Below are 20156 nucleotides of genomic sequence, written 5' to 3'. Positions count from 1 at the left end.
GTACCCCGGTCGTCGCACCGTCGGTTTCCGGCCCGCTCCCGTCCGGTCCCGGGCGGGCCGGAGGCATCGTACGCACGGTGTGCGGCACAGCGCCTCCGCAGCAAGTGTGACGCGCTCGCGCCCCGGGGCGCGAGCGTCGTCCGTCACATTCACGCGGGACCAAAGGCCCGCGCCACGGGATGCCGGAATGCCCCGTTCAGTGCTTGGCGGGCAGGAAACCGACCCGGTCGTAGGCGTTCGCCAGGGTTTCGGCGGCCACGGCGCGGGCCTTCTCCGCGCCCTTGGCCAGCACGGAGTCCAGGCTCTCCGGGTCGCCGAGGTACTCCTGCGTGCGCTCGCGGAACGGGGTGACCCACTCCACGAAGACCTCCGCGAGCTCGGTCTTCAGCGCGCCGTAGCCCTTTCCCTCGTACCGCTGCTCCAGTTCGGGGATCGCGGTCCCGGTGAGGGTGGAGTAGATGGTCAGCAGGTTGCTGATGCCCGGCTTCTCCTGCTCGTCGAAGCGGATCACGGTGTCGGTGTCGGTGACCGCGCTCCTGATCTTCTTCGCCGAGGCCTTCGGTTCGTCCAGGAGGTTGATGAGGCCCTTCGGGGACGCCGCCGACTTGCTCATCTTGGCCTGCGGGTCCTGCAGGTCGTAGATCTTCGCCGTCTCCTTGACGATGTACGGGGCCGGGATGGTGAAGGTGTCGCCGAAGCGGCCGTTGAAGCGCTCCGCGAGGTCCCGGGTGAGCTCGATGTGCTGGCGCTGGTCCTCGCCGACGGGGACGGCGTTCGCCTGGTACAGCAGGATGTCCGCGACCTGCAGGATCGGGTACGTGAACAGGCCCACCGTCGAGCGGTCGGCACCCTGCTTGGCGGACTTGTCCTTGAACTGCGTCATGCGCGACGCCTCGCCGAAGCCGGTGAGGCAGTTGAACACCCAGCCGAGCTGCGCGTGTTCGGGGACGTGACTCTGGACGAAGAGCGTGCAGCGCTCCGGGTCGAGCCCGGCCGCGAGCAGCTGGGCGGCGGCCAGCCGGGTGTTGGCCCGCAGCTCCGCCGGGTCCTGCGGCACGGTGATGGCGTGCAGGTCGACGACCATGTAGAAGGCGTCGTGCGACTCCTGGAGGGCCACCCACTGGCGGACCGCGCCCAGGTAGTTGCCCAGGTGGAACGAGCCTGCGGTGGGCTGGATGCCGGAGAGCACACGGGGACGATCGAGAGCCATGCCACTCATTCTCTCAGGTCCCCGGGGATTGTCCGCCCGCAACGGGAACCCGGCCGCGGGGAGCGGTGTAGAAGGGGTGACGGGGTCGCACGGGGGCGGCCGGGGAGCGAAAGGGGGCCGCCACGGAGGGGGAGGCGGTGGTGATCGCACGCGTACGCGCCGGGGACCGGGAGGCGTACGCGGAGCTGGTGCGCGTCCACGCGGACGTCGCCCACCGCACGGCGGTGCTGCTCGGGGCCGGTGCCGACGCGGAGGACGTGGTGCAGAACTCGTTCGTCAAGGCGTACCGCGCCCTCGGCGGCTTCCGGGAGGGCGCCGCCTTCCGTCCCTGGCTGCTGCGCATCGTCGCCAACGAGGCGCGGAACGCGGCGCGGGCCGCCCGGCGGCTGCGCTCGGCCGTGGAGCGCAATGCCGCGCTGGAGGCCCTGCCCCCGCCGGACCAGGACCCGGAGACCCTGGCGGTGACCAGGGAACGGCACACGGCGCTGCTGGCCGCGGTCGGCGCGCTGAGCGAGCCGCACCGGCTGGTGGTCACCTGCCGGTATCTGCTCGACCTGGACGAGGAGGAGACGGCCGCGGTGCTGGGCTGGCCGCGCGGCACCGTCAAGTCCCGGCTGCACCGCGCGCTGGCGAGGCTGCGGACCGGGCTCGGCGAACCGGTGCTGGCCGCACGGGACGGGGGGCTGCGATGACCGACCGGCTCCCGGAGGAACTGCGCGAGGCGGGGCGGCGGCTGGACATCCCGGCGCCGTCGCCGGACTCGGTGGCCGAGCAGGTGCTGGCCCGGCTGCTCGCCGAGGCGGTGCCCGGTGAGGGACGTGTGCGGCGCGCCCGGATCGGGGTCGCGGTGCGGTGGCGGGCCCTGGTGGCGTTGCTGTGCGGGGTGCTGGTCGTGCTGGTGCTCACCCCGCCGGTGCGGGCCGCGGTCTCGGACTGGTTCGGCTTCGGCGGCGTCGCCGTGCGCCACGACCCCTCGGCGACACCGGGCGCGGGGAGCCCGCCGCCGGTCCGCGGACACGCGCCGCTGGACGGGGCGTTTGTCCCGGCCGCGCTGGGCGAGCCGGACGGGGTCGCGGTCACCGACGGCGGGCGGGTGCTGTCGATGAGCTGGCGGCGCGACGGCCGCACGATCCGGCTCGACCAGTTCCGGGCCTCCATCGACGTGCTCTTCCTCAAGACCACCGGCTCCGCGGCCGAATGGGTGGAGGTCGACGGCGAGTTCGCGGTGTGGTTCGCAGAGCCGCACTACGTCCGGCTCGTCGACCCCGACGGACGCACGCGCCGCGAGCCGCCCCGGGCCGCCGGGCCCACCCTGCTCTGGCAGCGCGGCCAGGTGACGCTGCGTCTGGAGGGCGTGCCCGACCGGGCGCGGGCGCTCGCGATCGCCGGGTCCACCCGGCTCCGGGGGTCCCCCGGCCCGTCCGCCTGACCGGGCCGGGGACGGGGCCCGGCGGGCCTCGCAACGCGGCGAGGCCGGCGCCCGCTTGGGGCGCCGGCCTCCCTCGCGGGATCAGGCCACGAGTTCCGGCTCCCGCTCCGGCGCCCCGGCGGACTCGGTCCCGCCCGTGGTGCCGCGCATGACCAGCGCGGCCAGCACGGCGGCGGCGAGGACACCGATGGCGCCGACGGTGAAGGCGGTCGACATCGACGCGATGAAGGCCTCCCGGGCGGCGCGGACCAGCCCGGCGTCCCCGTGGGCGACGGCCAGCGCCGGCGATGGAGTGCTTCGCCTGGGCGGGCGCGCCGGCGGGCACGCCCCTCTCTCCGAGTCCTACGCGGACTCCGGACCGGACGCCCGCGTCCTCGACCCGGTGGGGATCCGCGACGCCAAGTTCGCCTACGGCCTCGACGTCGTCCTCGACGGTCCGGCGATGCGGCTCCCGCGATAGGCGGCCCGTTCGGCGACGGGAACCCGGCCGGCTCGGGCGGTGTAACAGGGGCAGGACCGAGCGAGAGGGGGACCCATGCGGGTCAGAAGGTTCGTCACCTGGGCGGGAGTCACGGGCACGGCGCTCGCCGCCCTGCTCACCGCCGCGGGACCGGCCACGGCCGGGGGGCCGACCAGCGTGATGCTGGTCGCGCCGGGGAGCGGCAACGCAGCGGCGATCTACACCACGTCCGCGGACTACCAGACGCTGGACGCGTCCATCGGACGGGGGCCCGCCGCGCCCGATCCGCCCTCGCTGACGGATGTCGAGGGCGGGAAACGCCAGGTCACCGTCACCTGGCTGATCCACGACGTGTCGGTCTGGCGGGTGGACTTCGTCTACCCGGACGCCGCCGGGGGGCCGTGGATCCACACCCGCGAGGCAGGGGACAACGGTCTGCCGGAGCAGGGGGTGTGGCACCACGCCGCCCAGCCGAAGGCCCTCGCCGCGCTGCTCGGCCGCATGGGCCTCCTGGGCCCGGACAAGGGACTCAGCGCCAGCGCCCCCGACTACCCCCTCGGCCTGGCGGAGGACCCCTCCCCGGCCGCCTCGGCCCCCGCCCCCACGGCGGCCGAGGACACCGGCGGGGGCACCGACTGGTGGCTGTCCCTCCCCGGGCTGGGCGCCGGCCTCGCCCTCGGCAGCGCCGGCACCCTGCTCGCGTCCCGTCTGATATCCCGCCGGACACCGCGCGACCCGGGCCCCCGCCAGGAGCTGGTCGACGCGTGAGTCCCCGCGCGCGTCAGCTGAGGTCGATCCCCGGGTAGAGCGGGAAGCCGGCCAGCAGGTCGGCGGCGCGCTGCGCGATCTCGTCGGCGACCTTCGCGTCCAGCACGTGCTGCGCCTTGGACGGCTTGCCGGCCGAGGTGACGCCGGCCTCGGTGGTGGTCAGCACGCGGTCGATGAGGCCCGCGATCTCGTCCATCTCGCCCGTGCCGAGGCCGCGGGTGGTGAGGGCCGGGGTGCCGATGCGGATGCCCGAGGTGTACCAGGCGCCGTTCGGGTCCTGGGGGATGGAGTTCCGGTTGGTGACGATGCCGGACTCCAGCAGGGCCGCCTCGGCCTGACGTCCCGTGAGGCCGTAGGACGACTCGACGTCGATGAGCACGAGGTGGTTGTCCGTGCCGCCGGTGACCAGGGTCGTGCCGCGCCGCAGCAGCCCCTCGGCCAGCGCCTTGGAGTTGTCGACGATGCGCTGCGCGTAGCCGTGGAAGTCGGTGTGGCGGGCCTCGGCCAGGGCCACCGCCTTGGCCGCCATGACGTGCGGCAGCGGGCCGCCGAGCACCATCGGGCAGCCTCGGTCGACCTGTTCGGCCAGCGAGGAGTCGCAGAGCACCATGCCGCCGCGCGGGCCGCGCAGCGACTTGTGGGTGGTGGTGGTGATGATGGGCGCGTGCGGCACGGGGTCGAAGTCCCCGGTGAGGACCTTGCCCGCGACCAGGCCCGCGAAGTGGGCCATGTCGACCAGCAGGGTGGCGCCGACCTCGTCGGCGATCTCCCGCATGATGCGGAAGTTCACCAGCCGGGGGTAGGCCGAGTAGCCCGCGACGATGATCAGCGGACGGAACTCACGGGCCGTCCGGCGCAGCGACTCGTAGTCGAGCAGACCCGTCACCGGGTCGGTGCCGTAGCTGCGCTGGTCGAACATCTTGCCGGAGATGTTGGGGCGGAAGCCGTGCGTGAGGTGGCCGCCGGCGTCCAGCGACATGCCCAGCATGCGCTGGTCGCCGAGCTCGTGGCGCAGCCGCGCCCAGTCCGCCTCGGTCAGGTCGTTGACCTGCCGTACCCCGGCCCGCTCCAGCGCCGGCGCCTCCACCCGGGCGGCCAGCACGGCCCAGAAGGCGACCAGGTTGGCGTCGATGCCGGAGTGCGGCTGCACATAGGCGTGCTCGGCGCCGAAGACCGCCCGCGCGTGCTCGGCGGCGATGGCCTCGACGGTGTCGACATTGCGGCACCCGGCGTAGAAGCGGCGCCCGACGGTGCCCTCGGCGTACTTGTCGCTGAACCAGTTGCCCATGGCCAGCAGCACCGCGGGGGAGGCGTAGTTCTCGCTGGCGATAAGCTTGAGCGAGGCCCGCTGGTCCTCGATCTCCTGGCCGATCGCGTCGGCGACGCGCGGCTCCACCCCCCTGATCACGTCAAGGGCACTGCGGAAGGCGGTGGACTCGGTGGGACCACTGGACATGCGGACCTCCTGCGCGGCACGGCATACCGGATGGCCCAGGCGCACGGCACACAGTTCACGGGCCGCTCCCCGATGGTCGATCCCATCCCAGCGCGCCAGTCACGGCCCACGGCCAGCCTAGCAACGCGAGGTCGGGACGTCGCCGCAATGTTTCTTCGCATCCCGGGCGAGCGACGATAGAACAATGGAAAGGAGTCCCACCGGGCTCCAGCGCCAACACTCCCGACGTACCACGAACGGAGCACTCACGTGTCGACCGCCGCCGAGCACATCGCCGCAACGGAAGCGCACAGCGCGCACAACTACCACCCGCTCCCCGTCGTCGTCGCCTCCGCGGACGGCGCGTGGGTGACGGACGTCGAGGGCCGCCGCTACCTCGACATGCTCGCCGGCTACTCGGCGCTCAACTTCGGCCACCGCAACGCCCGCCTGATCGAGGCGGCCAAGGCGCAGCTGGACCGGGTCACGCTCACCTCGCGGGCGTTCCACCACGACCGGTTCGCGCAGTTCTGCACGGAACTTGCGGAGCTGTGCGGCATGGAGATGGTGCTGCCGATGAACACCGGCGCGGAGGCCGTGGAGACCGCGGTCAAGACCGCCCGCAAGTGGGGCTACCGGGTCAAGGGCGTGCCGGACGGCCAGGCGAAGATCATCGTGGCCGCGGACAACTTCCACGGCCGTACGACCACCGTCATCAGCTTCTCCACCGACCCCGAGGCCCGCGCCGACTTCGGCCCGTACACCCCGGGCTTCGAGATCGTGCCCTACGGCGACCTCGCGGCGCTGGAGGCGGCGATCGACGCGAACACGGTGGCCGTGCTCATGGAGCCCATCCAGGGCGAGGCCGGGGTGCTGGTGCCGCCGGCGGGCTACTGGGCGGGGGTGCGGCGGCTGACCTCCGAGCACGGGGTGCTCTTCATCGCCGACGAGATCCAGTCGGGCCTGGGCCGTACGGGCAGGACGTTCGCGTCCGAGCACGAGGGCGTCGTCCCCGACATGTACGTCCTGGGCAAGGCGCTGGGCGGCGGCGTCGTGCCGGTCTCGGCGGTCGTCTCCTCCGCCGAGGTGCTGGGGGTGTACCGCCCGGGTGAGCACGGCTCGACCTTCGGCGGCAACCCGCTCGCGTGCGCCGTGGCACTGGAGGTGCTCGCGATGCTCCGCACGGGTGAGTACCAGCAGCGCGCCACCGAACTCGGCGACCATCTGCACCACGAACTGGCCCTGCTGACCGGCAGCGGAGCGGTCACGACCGTGCGCGGCCGCGGCCTGTGGGCCGGGGTGGACATCGCCCCCGGGCACGGCAGCGGCCGCGAGGTCTCCGAGCGGCTGCTGGGCCGGGGTGTCCTGGTCAAGGACACCCACGGCTCCACGATCCGGCTCGCGCCGCCGCTGGTGATCTCCAAGGAGGACCTGGACTGGGGCCTGGACCAGCTGCGGGAGGTGCTGTCCGCCTGACGGCGGAGCCCCGAGGGGGCGCGGTCAGATCCCCTCGGGACGCGGCGCCGGGGACATCCGCGTGGTGATGCCGATGCGGTTCCAGGCGTTGATGGTGATGCACATGGCGATCAGACGGGGCAGCTCGTCCTCGTCGAAGACCCGAGCGGCCTCGTCGTACACGTCGTCCGGGACACCGTGCCCGCCGAGGCGGGTCACCGCCTCGGCGAGCGCCAGGGCGGCCCTCTCGCGCGCGGTGAAGAACGGGGTCTCCCGCCACACGGTGAGCCCGTGCATCTTCTGCTCGGGGACACCTAGCTTGCGGGCGGCGGCGGTGTGCTGGTCGACGCAGAAGGCACAGCCGTTGACCTGCGAGGCGCGCGCCTTGACCAGCTCGGCGACCACCGGGTCGAGGCCGTTGGCGGCCGCGGTGTCGAGGGCGATCATCGCCTTGTAGAAGTCGGGGGCGGCCTTGCCCATCACCATGCGGGGGGCGGGGGCGGGGACCGGCTCGTCCGGGCCGTGGTCGGACGTGCTGCCTGCGGGAGAGGTGATCGTCATGCCACTCAACCTATCGACGCAGTGTCCCTGGCCCATGGTCCACTTGAAGGGTGAACGAGTGGGCCATTTCCGGAGTCGATCTCCATCTCGACCTTGTCGGCGGCGCCGGCGCGCGGGCCGGGCTGGAGCGGGCGTTGCGTGAGGCCGTCCGCGTCGGGCGGCTCGCCCCCGGCACCCGGCTGCCGTCCTCGCGCGCGCTGGCCAAGGACCTCGGCCTCGCCCGCAACACCGTCGCCGAGGCGTACGGGCAGCTCGTCGCCGAGGGCTGGCTGACCGCCCGCCAGGGCTCGGGCACCCGCGTCGCCGACGGCCGGCCCCCGTCCGCACGCCGCGGCCAGGCCGCCGTCCCCCGCGGCACGGACCGGGGCACCCGCGGCGGCCCCCTCAGCGGGACGCCCGGGATCCTGCCCGACCCGGACCGGTTCGCCTACGACCTGCGCCCCGGCTCCCCCGACCTCTCGTCCTTCCCGCGCGCCGCGTGGAGCGCGGCGGCCCGCCGGGCGCTGGCGGCCGCGCCCCACGAGGCCTTCGGCTACACCGACCCGCGCGGCCGGCCCGAGCTGCGCGAGGCGCTCGCGGCCTATCTCGGGCGGGTGCGCGGGGTCCGCACGAGGCCCGAACTCCTCACGGTGTGCTCGGGGTTCGTGCAGGCCGTCGGAGTGCTCGGCCGCGCGCTGCGGGCCGGCGGGGCGCGCCGCGTCGCCGTCGAGGCGCCCGGCTACGCGCACACCGTGGAGATCCTGCGCAGGGCGCGGCTGACGACCGTCCCGCTGCCGGTGGACGACAACGGCGCCCAGGTCCGCGCCCTCGGCAACGACGTGGACGCCGCGCTGCTCACCCCCGCCCACCAGTTCCCGACCGGCAGTCCGCTGTCCCCGGAGCGGCGCACGGCGGCGGTGGCCTGGGCCCGCGCCACCGGTGCGGTGGTCGTCGAGGACGACTACGACGGGGAGTTCCGCTACGACCGCCAGCCGGTCGGCGCCCTTCAGGGCCTCGCCCCCGAGCACGTCGTCTACGCCGGAACCGCCAGCAAGAGCCTCGCGCCCGGTCTGCGGCTGGCCTGGCTGGCACTGCCGCCCGCCCTCGTCGAACCGGTCCTGGACGAGAAGCGGATGGCCGACCACCACTCCCCCGTCCTCGACCAGTTGACGCTGGCCGAACTGATCGTCTCCGGCGCGTACGACCGCCATGTGCGGCGGATGCGGCTGCACTACCGGCGGCGCCGCGACCGGCTCGTCGCGGCGCTGGCCGAGCACGCCCCCGCCGTCCGGGTCTCCGGTATCGCCGCCGGAATGCACGCGGTGCTACGGCTGCCGCCCGGCACACCGGCCGCGCAGGTCGTCGCCGAGGCGGCCGCCCGGGGCCTGGGACTGCAGAGCCTGGACGAGTTCGGCGGCCGGGACACCGAGGAACTCGTCGTCGGCTACGGCACCCCGCCCGAGCACGCCTTCGCCGGCGCGCTCGACGCGCTGTGCGCGCTGCTGGCCGCGCGGACCTAGATGCCGGGAACGCCAACGGCCCGCCGCCGGCCCCCTCTTCGGGGACCGGCGGCGGGCCGCCGGACGCGCGTCAGATCAGGCCGAGGCCGCGGACCGCGTCGCGCTCCTCCTCGAGCTCCTTGACGGAGGCGTCGATGCGGGCGCGGGAGAACTCGTTGATGTCCAGGCCCTGGACGATCTCGAACCTGCCGTCCTTCGCGGTGACGGGGAAGGAGGAGATCAGGCCCTCCGGCACACCGTAGGAGCCGTCGGAGACGACACCCGCGGACGTCCAGTCGCCCTCGGCGGTGCCGTTGGTCCAGGTGAAGACGTGGTCGATCGCGGCGTTGGCGGCCGAGGCGGCGGAGGACGCGCCACGGGCCGCGATGATGGCCGCACCGCGCTTGGCGACGGTCGGGATGAACTCCTCGGCCAGCCACTTCTCGTCGTTGACGGTCTCGGCGGCGTTCTTGCCGGCGACCTCGGCGTGGAAGACGTCCGGGTACTGGGTGGCGGAGTGGTTGCCCCAGATGGTGAGGCGGCGGATCTCGCTCACCGGCACGCCGGTCTTCTTCGACAGCTGCGAGATCGCGCGGTTGTGGTCCAGGCGGGTCATCGCGGTGAAGCGGTCGGCCGGGACGTCCGGGGCGGAGGACTGCGCGATGAGCGCGTTGGTGTTGGCCGGGTTGCCGACGACCAGGACGCGGATGTCGTCCGCGGCGTGGGCGTTGATGGCCTTGCCCTGCGGGCCGAAGATGCCGCCGTTGGCCTCGAGCAGGTCGCCGCGCTCCATGCCGGCGGTGCGCGGGCGGGCGCCGACCAGCAGGCCTACGTTGGCGCCGTCGAAGGCGACGTTCGGGTCGTCACTGATGTCGATGCCCTGGAGCAGCGGGAACGCGCAGTCGTCCAGCTCCATCGCGGTGCCCTCGGCGGCCTTGAGCGCCGGGGTGATCTCCAGGAGGCGCAGCTTCACCGGGACATCGGGGCCGAGCAGGTGGCCCGACGCGATGCGGAACAGCAGCGCGTAGCCGATCTGTCCGGCCGCTCCGGTTACGGTGACGTTGACGGGAGTGCGAGTCATTGCCTTCTCCTGGCCTTCTGCTGCTGGATCCCATGCCGCCCCGGCAGCGTCCCTTGCTCCCGGAACGGGGATCTCTCGGCGTCAAGAGACCCACGCCAGGCTATACCCGTGCCGTCCCGGCGGCTGCCACACCGGGTGTGGCCCCGGTCACCGCGTCCGGCCCGGGTGACCGGTGCGCGCCCACGCCGCCCGCACGCGGCGGACGGCGCGCCCCCGGTCCGTAGCCTGGCCCGATGCCCGATGCGATCCTCGACCGGTGGCCCCTCGCGCCCGCCTCCGAGACCGACTGGCTCGCCGAGTGCGCCCAGGACGACGGCCTCACCGGCTACGAGGCACCCGGCCGGCCCGACGCCGCCTGGGTGCTCGGCGGCATGTACGAGCGCGGGGTGACCGCGGGGGACTCGGTCAATCACGCCCAGAGCCGGTCCGAGCACCCGGGCCCGGGGTGGGTGCGGCTGCGCTGGGCGGAGCTGGCCGCCCGCGTCGGCGATCCGGTCGTACCGCGGGGGGTGTATCCCTGTTCTCGTTGCTTCCCCTCCGTGACGGGAGCGGACGTCCCGCCCGGCTCCATCGAGTGGCCCGCAGAGGGCAGTCTCGACAGGCCGACATGGGAGCAGTTGATCCGGTTCCTCACTGCGCACAGCGCGCAGGGGGCAGACACCGCCTGCCTGGCGTACTACAACCCGATCCTCGTGCAGGACTTCGAGAAGGGCCACGTCCGCTCCGGCCGCCTGGGCGACGCCCCGTCCCTCTTCGACAACCCGGACATCCTGTACACGCCATCCAATCTGTGGGCCGCGGACCGCTCCTGGGTCGTCTGCACCGACTACGACCTCTGGGGCACCAAAGTCTGCGGCCCGCGCCCACTCGTTGAGGCACTGCTCGCGGACCCCGCGATCGAGGCCGTCCGTCTGCCCTGGACCACCTAGGGACGTGCCGGGTACCGCGACGCAGGCACTACGGACTGCCCGGCGGGGTCGCGCAGCCGTGGAGGCCCGAGGCGAGCGTGGCGCAGGCGCGGACGGCGCTGGGGGCGGGGGCGGCGAGCATGGGGGTGTACGCGGCGGCGGTCCGGCCGATGCGGGTGCGCTGGGCGGGGCCGGTCGCCCGGGCGGGGCCGACGGTGAGGGTGTCGCCCAGGGCGGCGGCGGATATCCGCGCCCAGGCAGCCGCGCAGACCTCGCTGTACCGCGTCTCGACGTAGGCGCCGCCGATCCAGGCCGAGGCCGTCGTCCGCGCGTGCGCCCCGCCGCAGCCCATGCCCTCGGGGTCCTCGCCGGTGCAGGTGGCCCCGGTGCACTTGACCCCGGAGGGGAGTTCGGCGGCGCGGGCCGTGCGGGAAGGGTGCGGCGCCCGCGCGTCCCCCGCGCGGTCCGTGCCGCCGCCCCCTCCGCCGAACAGGCCCACGCCGACGACCCCCAGCACCACGGCGAGCGCACCCGCGGCGAACAGCACCAGGGCCCGCCGGGACCGGCGCGGGGCCGGGGCACTGCCCGGCGGGGGCCCGAACTCGCCCAGCGCGGCCCGTGCTTCGGCGACCCGGCCGGCCTCCATCGTCACGTCGCGCCGGTCCTCGGCACGGCTCCAGGCCCGTTCGGCGACCTCCCACAGCGTGACGAGGTGCCGCGGGTCGGCGCCGGTCACCTGGGCCAGCGCGACGACGGCGTACCGGGGCGGCAGGAGACGGGCGGACAGATACCGCTCCCAGGAGCTTCTGCTGTACCCGGTGGCCTCGGCGAGCGCGGCGGCGCTCAGGCCGCCGCGGTCGACCTGACGCCGCAGGTGCTCGGTGAACTCCCGGACGCGTGGGTCGAGGTCGTCCGCCAGCGGTCGCCAACGGGTCATGGTGCGGTCCCCCTGCTTGCCTTGCTGAAGTGCGTGTCGTGCCGCGGTGCGGTCCGCCGGGTCACCCGATGCAGATGCCGAGGACGATCAGCCCCAGGCACAGCCCATGGCCGGAGCTCGGGCTCGGTGCGGCGGAGGAGGGCGTGGGGGTCTGGGCGGGCGGGGCCGTGGTCGCCGGCGGCGCCGTGGTCGCGCCGCTGCCCGGTGCCGTCGTGCCGTGCCCGCCGCCGGAACCGCCCGCGCCGCCGGAACCGCCTGTGCCTCCCGTGCCGCCCGCGCCTCCCGTCGCGGGTGCGTGGCCGCCCGAGGGTCGCTCGCTGACGTCGTCGACCGGCGCCGCGGGTGTCCCGCCGTCCGGGGTGACGGCGCCGGCCCCGGTGCGCGGGGTGCCGGGCCGCGCCGGCGTCCCCTCCTGGGTCGGCGAGGTCTTCCCGGAGCGGGTGGTGACCGGGGCCCCGGGAGCGGTGGCGGAAGGCGCCCCGCCGCCCGCCGCGGCCCCCGTGGGGTGCGCCGACAGCGGTGCCTGGGCGCGCGGGGCCCCGTCGGTGGCGATCCCGGCGACGAGCAGCAGCCCGAACGCCCCGGCCAGCATCCCCGCGCCCACCAGCAGCGCTCTGCGCCGCCGCCGGGCCGCGTGGCGGGGCATGCCCTCGACCGGGGCCAGCGGATCGAGCGGATCGGAGTACTTGAAGCCCGTCATGGTGTCGGTGACCCCTCGGTCGGCCAACTCCCACAACGCGATGAGCCGTTCGTAGTCCGCGCCGCTCAACTGGCCCAGCACCTCGACCGCGTCGCGCGGCGGCACCCGGACACCGTTGAGGAAGTGCTCCCACGCCTCGGTGCTCTGGGCGGTGCGCGCGGCCAGCGCGGGCACGCTCAGCCCGCTGCGGTCCTTCATCCTGCGCAGATGCACGGCCAGTCGGCGCGCGGCGGCGTCAAGTGTCTCGGGCAATGGTTCCCATCGCGCCACCACGCACCCCCCGGTTCCGTCGGTCAACCCACGGTAGCGACGCACATACGCTCGACGCTTGAAATCCGGAGAATCCTCATCCTCTTCGCGGGGTCACGAGTCCCGTCTCGTACGCCAGTACGACCGCCTGGGCACGACTGCCGAGCCCCAGCTTGGCCATGGTGCGGTTCAGGTGGGTCTTCACGGTCGCCTCGCTGATGAAGAGCCGCTCGGCGATCTCCGCGTTGGACAGGCCCTTGGCGATCATCCGCAGCACCTCCAGCTCGCGCGCGGTCAGCGCCGCGAGTTCGGCGGGCGGCGGCCGGTCGGGGTCCGGGGCGGGCCGCGCCGGCGCGTACGCCTCGATGAGCCGCCGGGTGACGCTCGGCGCGAAGAGGGTGTCGCCCCCGGCGACGGCGTGGACGGCGGCGATCAGCCGTTCCGGGCCCGCGTCCTTGAGCAGGAAGCCGGAGGCCCCGGCGCGCAGCGCGGTGTACACGTACTCGTCGAGGTCGAAGGTGGTCAGGATGAGAACGCGCGGTGCCCGCTCGCCGGCCGCGGCCAGGATGCGCTCCGTCGCGGTGACGCCGCTGATGCCGGGCATGCGGATGTCCATCAGGATCACCTCGGGCGTGGTCTCGGCGGCCCGCTCCACGGCCTCCTCGCCGTCGCCGGCCTCCCCGACCACGTCGATACCGGGGGCGGCGCGCAGCAGCCCCACCAGTCCGGCCCGGATCAGGAACTGGTCGTCGACGACGAGCACCGTGGTCATGCGTCCAATGAATCCCCTCGCCGCGCGGCCCCGCGCGCCGATGTGGGAAGAGTGAGACGCACCTCGAAACCATCGCCGAGCGGGCCGATGTCCACCGTCCCTCCATAGAGCCTGGCGCGCTCACGCATACCGATCAAGCCATGACCGGCTCCCTGGGGGATTGTGGCCGGATCGGAACGACCTGGTGATCCGTCCGACCCGGCTCCGCCGCCGTCGTCGGTGACGGTGACCCGCAGCAGGTGGGGCTCGTACGCCACCAGGACGCGCGCCCGCGCGTGGGGGGCGTGTTTGAGGACGTTGGTCAGCGCCTCCTGCACCACCCGGTACGCGCACAGGCCCACACCCGGGGCGACCGGGCGCGGCGAGCCGTCGATGCGCAGTTCCACCACGAGCCCGGCGGCGCGCACCCGCTCGATCATCTCGCCCATGCGGGTCACCGAGGGCATCGGGTCGTAGGAGGGCGAACCGCCCTCGGGCTCCCCCGGCCCGGCGCGCAGCACCTTGAGCATCCGGCGCATCTCCTGCAGCGCCTCGCGCGTGGTGTCGGAGATGGTGTCCAGGGCCTTGCGCGCACTCTCCGGCTCACTGGCGAAGACGTACGAGGCCATGCCCGCCTGCACCGAGATCACGGACATGTGGTGGGCGACGACGTCGTGCAATTCGCGGGCGATGCGCGCCTGTTCCTCCGCGACCGCCTGCTTGGCCGCGTCCTGCCGCTCCGAGCGCAGCCGCTCGGTGACCTCCCCGAGCCGCTCCGCACGCTGCGCCGACAACCGCGCGGAGTGCCCGAAGACGCACATGACCAGCGGGAACACCAGTGCCTGTGCGACCACGCTGGCCATCGAACTCTGCGCGGCCGTCAGCCCTGCGTAGACCCACACACCGCCGGTCAGCACCGCGCAGCCCAGCGCGAGGCGCACCGGGCGCGCGGTGGCCACGACGTACAGCGCCGTCAGTGGGGCGAGGCTGTTGACGACCGGCCAGTAGCCTGCCGCCACGAAGACCGCCCAGGCCGCGCAGACGAAGACGCTGACGCCCACCGGGAAGCGGCGCCGGGCGGCGATGGGCAGGTTGACCAGCACGGTGAGCGCGTAGCCGGCGGCGTCCAGGCGCTGCCAGTCCGGCGGTGGCTGTTCGTGTCCCAGCAGCATGCCTACCGCCGTGAAAGCCACCGCCAGCGCCACGTCCGCCAGCACTTTGTTCCGCACGCGCGAAGCGTAGGCCAGCCGGACGGGACCCGCGTCAGCCCGTCGCCGTACCGCGAAAGTTGTACTCCGGGCGGAAACCTCCACCCAGAACGGGACGCCCCGGCGGGTGGCCTGCCCGTACCGTCGTCGCCGGGGAGCCAGAGGGGGGCACCCTACGCGACGGTGTCCCGTCCTCCGACGGGGGGAGGACGGGACACCCAGTGCTGTCGCGGGCCGGTCCGCGCGGCGCGCTCAGCGCACCGAGAAGCGGACGACGTCCTCCAGGAACGGGATGTCCAGCACCGGATGCGGCTGTGCCATCAGCGCCAGCAGCAGGATCACGAGGCCCAGCAGGCCGTAAGTGATCACGTCCGTGAAGCGGCTGCGCACCGCCAGCATGCCGACCGAGGGCAGCGCCCAGCGCATCAGCGCGCCCGCGAGCAGCGCCGCGCCGATCAGTACCGTGCCGGCCCGCACCGTGTCGGCGGCGATCAGCACGAGCCCGAGGGCCACCGCTCCGGCGACCCCCAGAATCGGCCACTGACGGGCCGGAGCGGGCGCGTCGCCCGCCGCTGCCCGGCCGCCGCCCTCGGGCCGCGCGGTGCCCTCCGTGACGGCCTGGAAGCGGCGCCTCACGCCGCCGGCGTGGTCCTGCTCCTGCGCCGCCTCGGCGGTCTTCGCGGCGGTCGCGGCCACAGCGGTGCCCGCCGCCGCGGTCTCGTCGTCGGTGCCGGTGCCGGTGCCCTTGCCCTGGCCGGGGCCGCCGGTCATGAGAAGCGGCCCTCCGCGGCCTCGACCACGTTCGCCAGCAGCATCGCCCGCGTCATCGGGCCTACACCGCCCGGGTTCGGCGAGATCCAGCCGGCGACCTCGGCCACGCCCGGGTGGACGTCGCCGACGATCTTGCCGTTCTCGTCCCGGCTCACGCCGACGTCGAGCACCGCGGCGCCTGGCCGCACGTCCTCGGGCTTGACCAGGTGCGGCACGCCCGCGGCGGCGACGATGACGTCGGCCTGGCGCAGCTGCGCGGCCAGGTCCCGGGTACCGGTGTGGCAGAGGGTGACCGTCGCGTTCTCGGACTTGCGGGTCAGCAGCAGGCCGATCGAGCGGCCCACCGTCACCCCGCGCCCGACCACGGCCACGTGCGCGCCGTTGATCTCCACGCCGTGCCGGCGCAGGAGTTCGACGATGCCGTTCGGCGTGCAGGGCAGCGGGCCGCGCTCGTTGAGGACCAGCCGGCCCAGGTTGGTGGGGTGCAGTCCGTCCGCGTCCTTGGCGGGGTCCATCAGCCCGAGGACGCGGTTGGTGTCGATGCCCTTGGGCAGCGGGAGCTGGACGATGTAACCCGTGCACTGCGGGTCCTCGTTGAGCTCGCGCACGACCGCCTCGATGTCCTCCTGCGTTGCCGTCTCCGGCAGTTCCCGCTGGATGGACGCGATGCCGACCTCGGCGCAGTCGCGGTGCTTGCCCGCGACGTACCAGCGGCTGCCCGGGTCGTCGCCGACCAGCAGGGTGCCGAGCCCCGGCGTGACCCCGCGGGCCCTGAGCGCCTGGACGCGTACGGAGAGTTCTGACTTGATCGCGGCAGCAGTGGCCTTGCCATCGAGAATCTGGGCGGTCATACCTCCATCTTCTCAGGTCTCCCACCGGACGCTGGACAGCGGATGACACCGCCCAGGACGATGTGGGCCGTCCCCACTCACATCAGCGTGAAAGAAGTCACCGTGAGCTACCCGCCCGGTCCCGGAAACCCGTACGGCCAGCAGCCCGTTCCGCCGCAGCAGCCCCAGCCGCAGCAGCCCTACGGGTACCCGCAGCAGCCTCCGGCCCAGCCCGGTTACGGCTACCCCCAGCAGCCGCAACCTCCGTACGGCACGGTCCCGCAGCAGGCCCAGGGGCCGTACGGCTACGGCGGTTACGGCCGGCCGGCAGGACCGGTGCCCGGCATGCCGCCGTTCGCGAGCTGGGGCGCGCGGGTCGGCGCCACGCTGCTCGACTTCCTGATCGTGGGACTGGTCCCGATGATCCTGGTCGGCATCGGGTACGGGCGGTTCATCGCGGTGGTCGTGGACGCGGTGAATGCCTGCGACACCACCGCGTCCGGCGTATGCCCCAGCCCCCAGATGCCGGCCGGCGCCCTCGCCCTGATCGGGATCGGCGCCCTGCTGTCCCTCGTCGGCGGACTCTTCCTCTGCTACCGCGAGGGCAAGACCGGCCAGACGCCCGGCAAGAAGGCCCTCGGCATCAGCGTGCTGCGCGAGGTCGACGGCCGTCCGCTCGGCTTCGGCATGGCCTTCGTGCGCCGGCTGTGCCACGGACTGGACGGCGCGGCCTGCTACATCGGCTACCTGTGGCCGCTGTGGGACGACAAGAAGCAGACGTTCGCCGACAAGATCCTCAGCTCGGTGGTCGTCAAGACCCAGTCGCCCCGGTGACGTTGGGCAGTAACAGCAGTAACGGCACCAACAGCGGTAGCAGCAGCAACACCGACCCCAAGGCCCCGTCCGCGCGAAGGAATCAGAAGTGAGCCATCCGCCCGGCCCCGGCAATCCGTACAGCGGGCAGCCGACGCCGCCGCAGCAGCCCCAACTGCCCCCGCAGCAGCCGTACGCCCCGTACGGCCATCCGCCGCAGCACCCGACCCGGCCCCAGCCCTCCTACGGCTTCCCCCAGCAGCCGCAACAGCAGTGGGGCCGGCCGCAGCAACCCCAGCCGCCGTACGGATGGGCAGGGCTGCCGGGCGGGCCGCAGACGATGCCGTCGTCGGCGAGGACGGCCCGGGCGATGCTCTGCGTGCTGGCCGGCATGTGGACCCTCGGCGGGCTGTTCGTCCTGCTGGTCGGCATCGTGCTGGCGAACGTCGACGACGAGTCCGGGCTGGCCGCGAAGTACGGCGGCCTGCTGTGGGTCGCCGGGGTGCTGGCACTGGCGCTGGCGGTGATGGCGATCGGCGTGGCGGCGAAGTACCGGACGGGCGGCAGCGGCGTGCGCGCCGGGTCCATCGCGATGGGCGCGCTGAGCGTGGCCGGCCTCCTGGCCTCACTGGTCACGGGCGGGTTCCTGTCGGTCGTCCCGCTGGTGCCGAGCATTCTGCTGATCGTCTTCGCCTCGAAGGCGGAGACGGCGGCCTGGTTCAAGCGGCCGCAGTACTGAGGTCGTGGGACGGGCCTCACCCGCCCGCACGGGCCCGGCGCCGGCCCGCCGTGTGCCGAAGGCCCCCGCAGGTGCGGGGGCCTTCGGCACACGGCGACGGGTTCCGCGTCAGTGGAAGAAGTGCCGCGTCCCGGTGAGGTACATGGTCACGCCCGCCTGGCGCGCCGCCTCGACGACGGCCTCGTCGCGCACCGAACCGCCCGGCTGCACCACGGCCTTGACCCCTGCGCCGGTCAGCACCTCCAGCCCGTCGGGGAACGGGAAGAAGGCGTCGGACGCCGCGTAGGAGCCGGCCGCGCGCTCCTCGCCGGCCCGCTGGACGGCGAGTTTGGCGGAGTCGACCCGGTTGACCTGGCCCATGCCGACGCCGACCGTCGCGCCGTCCTTGGCCAGCAGGATGGCGTTGGACTTCACGGCCCGGCAGGCCCGCCACGCGAAGGCGAGCTCGGCCAGCTCCTCGTCGGCCAGCGGCTCGCCGGTCGCCAGGGTCCAGGTGGCCGGGTCGTCGCCGGTGGCCTGCAGACGGTCCTTCTCCTGCAGCAGCAGCCCGCCCTCGACCGGGCGGAACTCCGTCGCCGCGACGGGCGCCTCGGGACAGCGCAGCACGCGGATGTTCTTCTTGCGGGCCAGGACCTCGACCGCGCCCTCCTCGAAGTCCGGCGCCACGATGACTTCGGTGAAGATCTCGGCGACCTGCTCGGCCATGGCCACGCTCACCGGCCGGTTGACCGCGATCACGCCGCCGAACGCCGACAGCGGGTCGCAGGCGTGCGCCTTGCGGTGCGCCTCGGCGACGTCGTCGCCGACCGCGATGCCGCACGGGTTGGCGTGCTTGATGATCGCGACGCAGGTCCCGTCGTGGTCGTACGCCGCCCGGCGCGCGGCCTCGGTGTCGACGTAGTTGTTGTACGACATCTCCTTGCCGTGCAGCTGCTCGGCGTTGGCGAGGCCCGGGCCGCCGTCGGTGTACAGGGCGGCGGCCTGGTGCGGGTTCTCGCCGTAGCGCAGCACGTTCTTGCGCTCGTAGGTGGCGCCCAGGAAGTCCGGGAAGGAGCTGTCGTCGGCCGGCGCGTAGGAGTCCGCGAACCAGCTCGCGACCGCGACGTCGTACGCGGCGGTGTGCTGGAAGGCCTCGGCGGCCAGGCGCTTGCGGGTGGAGAGGTCGAAACCGCCCTCGCGGACGGCGGCCAGCACGTCCGCGTAACGCTCGGGGCTGGTCACCACCGCCACGGACGGGTGGTTCTTGGCGGCGGCGCGCACCATCGACGGGCCGCCGATGTCGATCTGCTCGACGCACTCGTCCTCCGAGGCGCCGGACGCGACCGTCTCGCGGAACGGGTAGAGGTTGACCACGACCAGGTCGAAGGGCTCGACGCCGAGCTCCTCCAGCTGGCGGCGGTGGTCCTCGAGACGCAGGTCGGCGAGGATGCCCGCGTGCACCTTCGGGTGCAGGGTCTTCACCCGGCCGTCCAGGCACTCGGGGAAGCCGGTCAGCTCCTCCACCTTCGTCACCGGCACCCCGGCGGCGGCGATCCGCCCGGCCGTCGAGCCGGTGGAGACCAGCTGGACGCCCGCCTCGTGCAGGCCGCGGGCCAGCTCCTCCAGACCGGTCTTGTCGTAGACGCTGACCAGCGCGCGCCGGATCTCCCGCTTGGTACTCACGGCAACAGAACCTTTCGTCCCTCAATGCGATAGCCGTCGCGGGACAACCGCCCCACGACGTCGACGAGCAGCCTTCGCTCGACTTCCTTGATGCGCTCGTGGAGAGCTTCCTCCGTGTCGTCCTCCCGGACCTCGACCACGCCCTGGGCGATGATCGGGCCGGTGTCGACGCCGTCGTCGACGAAGTGGACGGTGCAGCCGGTGACCTTCGCGCCGTACGCCAGGGCGTCGCGCACCCCGTGCGCGCCCGGGAAACTGGGCAGCAGCGCCGGATGGGTGTTGACCACGCGGCCGCCGAACCGGGCCAGGAACTCCTTGCCCACGATCTTCATGAAACCGGCCGAGACGACCAGGTCGGGCTCGTACGCCGCGACCGCCTCGGCCAGCGCCGCGTCCCACGCCCCGCGGTCGCCGTGGTCCTTCACCCGGCACACGAACGTCGGCACCCCGGCGCGCTCCGCGCGCTCCAGTCCCGCGATGCCGGAACGGTCCGCGCCCACGGCGACGACGTGCGCCCCGGCGTCCAGCAGCGCCTGCAGGTTCGTGCCGGAACCGGAGACGAGCACGACGAGTCGGGCGGGGCGGGAAAGGGGCGGAAACACTGCGGCCACTGCGGCTCAACTCTCGGGTCCGGCGCTTTGGAGGATCGTACGACTCGAAGATCCCTCCAATTCCGGGGAACCCTACGAGCCCGTCGACCGTCAGCAACGA

General features: G+C 73.7%; 22 protein-coding genes and 1 riboswitch. Of the genes, 9 read left to right on the top strand and 13 right to left on the bottom strand.

Translation table 11 applies throughout. The features are described from left to right. Window positions 1–196 precede the first annotated feature (196 nt). Window positions 197–1210 carry a tryptophan--tRNA ligase gene (gene trpS, locus ACFYXS_RS24890; RefSeq protein ID WP_319658601.1) on the bottom strand — a complete coding sequence of 338 codons (1014 nt, stop codon included), beginning with the start codon at window positions 1208–1210 and terminating at the stop codon, window positions 197–199. A gap of 140 nt (window positions 1211–1350) precedes the next feature. On the opposite strand from trpS, the gene ACFYXS_RS24885 reads away from it, so the two are divergent. Both ACFYXS_RS24885 and ACFYXS_RS24880 read left to right on the top strand, forming a co-directional pair. Continuing rightward, the gene (locus ACFYXS_RS24885) at window positions 1351–1902 is read left to right on the top strand and encodes an RNA polymerase sigma factor (RefSeq protein WP_389251806.1); all 552 of its coding nucleotides are present in this window, start codon (window positions 1351–1353) and stop codon (window positions 1900–1902) included. After that, a complete protein-coding gene (locus ACFYXS_RS24880) occupies window positions 1899–2639 on the top strand; it encodes a hypothetical protein (RefSeq protein WP_389251804.1) in 741 nt (246 codons plus the stop codon). Before ACFYXS_RS24885 ends, ACFYXS_RS24880 begins: the two co-directional genes overlap by 4 nt. 81 nt (window positions 2640–2720) lie before the next feature. Here ACFYXS_RS24880 and ACFYXS_RS24875 read toward each other — a convergent pair whose 3' ends face one another. Further along, on the bottom strand, window positions 2721–2855 hold the full coding sequence (locus tag ACFYXS_RS24875; RefSeq protein WP_389251802.1) for a hypothetical protein: 135 nt from the start codon (window positions 2853–2855) through the stop codon (window positions 2721–2723). On the opposite strand from ACFYXS_RS24875, the gene ACFYXS_RS24870 reads away from it, so the two are divergent. Further along, window positions 2839–3099, top strand: coding sequence for a hypothetical protein (locus ACFYXS_RS24870; RefSeq protein WP_389251800.1), 261 nt, complete (start codon window positions 2839–2841; stop codon window positions 3097–3099). The genes ACFYXS_RS24875 and ACFYXS_RS24870 overlap by 17 nt on opposite strands. A gap of 75 nt (window positions 3100–3174) precedes the next feature. Further along, entirely contained in the window at window positions 3175–3867 is a 693-nt protein-coding gene (locus ACFYXS_RS24865; protein WP_389251798.1) for a hypothetical protein, read from the top strand. A gap of 13 nt (window positions 3868–3880) precedes the next feature. Here the strand turns inward: ACFYXS_RS24865 and ACFYXS_RS24860 are convergent, their stop codons facing one another. Then, window positions 3881–5323 carry a glycine hydroxymethyltransferase gene (locus ACFYXS_RS24860; RefSeq protein WP_389251796.1) on the bottom strand — a complete coding sequence of 481 codons (1443 nt, stop codon included), beginning with the start codon at window positions 5321–5323 and terminating at the stop codon, window positions 3881–3883. Window positions 5324–5349: 26 nt separating this feature from the next. Then, window positions 5350–5436, bottom strand: a riboswitch (ZMP/ZTP riboswitch). A 136-nt stretch (window positions 5437–5572) separates the two neighbouring features. Here ACFYXS_RS24860 and rocD point away from each other — a divergent pair. After that, the gene (gene rocD / locus ACFYXS_RS24855; protein ID WP_389251794.1) at window positions 5573–6778 is read left to right on the top strand and encodes an ornithine--oxo-acid transaminase; all 1206 of its coding nucleotides are present in this window, start codon (window positions 5573–5575) and stop codon (window positions 6776–6778) included. Between the two features lie 24 nt (window positions 6779–6802). Here rocD and ACFYXS_RS24850 read toward each other — a convergent pair whose 3' ends face one another. Further along, window positions 6803–7318 (bottom strand): carboxymuconolactone decarboxylase family protein, encoded by a 516-nt coding sequence (locus tag ACFYXS_RS24850; RefSeq protein ID WP_389251792.1) that lies wholly within the window; start codon window positions 7316–7318, stop codon window positions 6803–6805. A 50-nt stretch (window positions 7319–7368) separates the two neighbouring features. Between ACFYXS_RS24850 and ACFYXS_RS24845 the strand changes: the two genes are divergently transcribed. After that, window positions 7369–8817, top strand: coding sequence for a PLP-dependent aminotransferase family protein (locus ACFYXS_RS24845; RefSeq protein WP_389251790.1), 1449 nt, complete (start codon window positions 7369–7371; stop codon window positions 8815–8817). Between the two features lie 70 nt (window positions 8818–8887). On the opposite strand, the gene ACFYXS_RS24840 is transcribed toward ACFYXS_RS24845, so the two are convergent. Further along, window positions 8888–9877, bottom strand: a complete 990-nt coding sequence (locus tag ACFYXS_RS24840; protein ID WP_389251788.1) for a malate dehydrogenase — start codon at window positions 9875–9877, stop codon at window positions 8888–8890. A gap of 233 nt (window positions 9878–10110) precedes the next feature. On the opposite strand from ACFYXS_RS24840, the gene ACFYXS_RS24835 reads away from it, so the two are divergent. Next, window positions 10111–10806, top strand: a complete 696-nt coding sequence (locus tag ACFYXS_RS24835; RefSeq protein WP_389251785.1) for a hypothetical protein — start codon at window positions 10111–10113, stop codon at window positions 10804–10806. 28 nt (window positions 10807–10834) lie between these two features. Here the strand turns inward: ACFYXS_RS24835 and ACFYXS_RS24830 are convergent, their stop codons facing one another. The 6 genes from ACFYXS_RS24830 to ACFYXS_RS24805 form a co-directional block, all read right to left on the bottom strand. Next, on the bottom strand, window positions 10835–11722 hold the full coding sequence (locus tag ACFYXS_RS24830) for a helix-turn-helix domain-containing protein (protein ID WP_389251783.1): 888 nt from the start codon (window positions 11720–11722) through the stop codon (window positions 10835–10837). 61 nt (window positions 11723–11783) lie between these two features. After that, complete coding sequence (locus ACFYXS_RS24825; RefSeq protein ID WP_389251781.1) at window positions 11784–12674, bottom strand: helix-turn-helix domain-containing protein; 891 nt, start codon at window positions 12672–12674, stop codon at window positions 11784–11786. Between the two features lie 94 nt (window positions 12675–12768). Then, on the bottom strand, window positions 12769–13443 hold the full coding sequence (locus ACFYXS_RS24820; RefSeq protein ID WP_389251779.1) for a response regulator: 675 nt from the start codon (window positions 13441–13443) through the stop codon (window positions 12769–12771). Then, window positions 13440–14651, bottom strand: coding sequence for a sensor histidine kinase (locus ACFYXS_RS24815; RefSeq protein ID WP_389251777.1), 1212 nt, complete (start codon window positions 14649–14651; stop codon window positions 13440–13442). Before ACFYXS_RS24815 ends, ACFYXS_RS24820 begins: the two co-directional genes overlap by 4 nt. Window positions 14652–14882: 231 nt before the next feature. After that, window positions 14883–15401, bottom strand: coding sequence for a DUF3017 domain-containing protein (locus ACFYXS_RS24810; protein WP_389251775.1), 519 nt, complete (start codon window positions 15399–15401; stop codon window positions 14883–14885). Further along, window positions 15398–16252 (bottom strand): bifunctional methylenetetrahydrofolate dehydrogenase/methenyltetrahydrofolate cyclohydrolase, encoded by an 855-nt coding sequence (locus ACFYXS_RS24805; RefSeq protein ID WP_389251773.1) that lies wholly within the window; start codon window positions 16250–16252, stop codon window positions 15398–15400. The genes ACFYXS_RS24810 and ACFYXS_RS24805 overlap by 4 nt, the downstream gene beginning before the upstream one ends. 102 nt (window positions 16253–16354) lie before the next feature. Here ACFYXS_RS24805 and ACFYXS_RS24800 point away from each other — a divergent pair, with 102 nt between their 5' ends. Then, the gene (locus tag ACFYXS_RS24800) at window positions 16355–17065 is read left to right on the top strand and encodes an RDD family protein (protein ID WP_389251771.1); all 711 of its coding nucleotides are present in this window, start codon (window positions 16355–16357) and stop codon (window positions 17063–17065) included. 88 nt (window positions 17066–17153) lie between these two features. Then, on the top strand, window positions 17154–17783 hold the full coding sequence (locus ACFYXS_RS24795) for a hypothetical protein (protein WP_389251769.1): 630 nt from the start codon (window positions 17154–17156) through the stop codon (window positions 17781–17783). Between the two features lie 108 nt (window positions 17784–17891). Here the strand turns inward: ACFYXS_RS24795 and purH are convergent, their stop codons facing one another. Together purH and purN are read right to left on the bottom strand one after the other, a co-directional pair. After that, entirely contained in the window at window positions 17892–19445 is a 1554-nt protein-coding gene (purH, locus tag ACFYXS_RS24790) for a bifunctional phosphoribosylaminoimidazolecarboxamide formyltransferase/IMP cyclohydrolase (RefSeq protein WP_389251767.1), read from the bottom strand. Then, window positions 19442–20047, bottom strand: a complete 606-nt coding sequence (purN, locus tag ACFYXS_RS24785) for a phosphoribosylglycinamide formyltransferase (protein WP_389252277.1) — start codon at window positions 20045–20047, stop codon at window positions 19442–19444. The genes purH and purN overlap by 4 nt, the downstream gene beginning before the upstream one ends. Between the last annotated feature and the right edge of the window lie 109 nt (window positions 20048–20156).

It is taken from the genome of Streptomyces sp. NPDC002574 (genome assembly GCF_042889545.1).
Lineage (GTDB): Bacteria > Actinomycetota > Actinomycetes > Streptomycetales > Streptomycetaceae > Actinacidiphila.
The sequence above is the reverse complement of the archived record's forward strand: the minus strand, read 5'-3'. Positions and strand labels throughout refer to the sequence as shown.

Coding starts and splice junctions, on each gene's coding strand:
- trpS (WP_319658601.1), bottom strand. CDS start 1,210: ATGGCTCTCGATCGTCCCCGTGTGCTCTCCGGCATCCAGCCCACCGCA.
- ACFYXS_RS24880 (WP_389251804.1), top strand. CDS start 1,899: ATGACCGACCGGCTCCCGGAGGAACTGCGCGAGGCGGGGCGGCGGCTG.
- ACFYXS_RS24875 (WP_389251802.1), bottom strand. CDS start 2,855: ATGTCGACCGCCTTCACCGTCGGCGCCATCGGTGTCCTCGCCGCCGCC.
- ACFYXS_RS24865 (WP_389251798.1), top strand. CDS start 3,175: ATGCGGGTCAGAAGGTTCGTCACCTGGGCGGGAGTCACGGGCACGGCG.
- ACFYXS_RS24860 (WP_389251796.1), bottom strand. CDS start 5,323: ATGTCCAGTGGTCCCACCGAGTCCACCGCCTTCCGCAGTGCCCTTGAC.
- ACFYXS_RS24850 (WP_389251792.1), bottom strand. CDS start 7,318: ATGACGATCACCTCTCCCGCAGGCAGCACGTCCGACCACGGCCCGGAC.
- ACFYXS_RS24840 (WP_389251788.1), bottom strand. CDS start 9,877: ATGACTCGCACTCCCGTCAACGTCACCGTAACCGGAGCGGCCGGACAG.
- ACFYXS_RS24835 (WP_389251785.1), top strand. CDS start 10,111: ATGCCCGATGCGATCCTCGACCGGTGGCCCCTCGCGCCCGCCTCCGAG.
- ACFYXS_RS24830 (WP_389251783.1), bottom strand. CDS start 11,722: ATGACCCGTTGGCGACCGCTGGCGGACGACCTCGACCCACGCGTCCGG.
- ACFYXS_RS24820 (WP_389251779.1), bottom strand. CDS start 13,443: ATGACCACGGTGCTCGTCGTCGACGACCAGTTCCTGATCCGGGCCGGA.
- ACFYXS_RS24810 (WP_389251775.1), bottom strand. CDS start 15,401: ATGACCGGCGGCCCCGGCCAGGGCAAGGGCACCGGCACCGGCACCGAC.
- ACFYXS_RS24805 (WP_389251773.1), bottom strand. CDS start 16,252: ATGACCGCCCAGATTCTCGATGGCAAGGCCACTGCTGCCGCGATCAAG.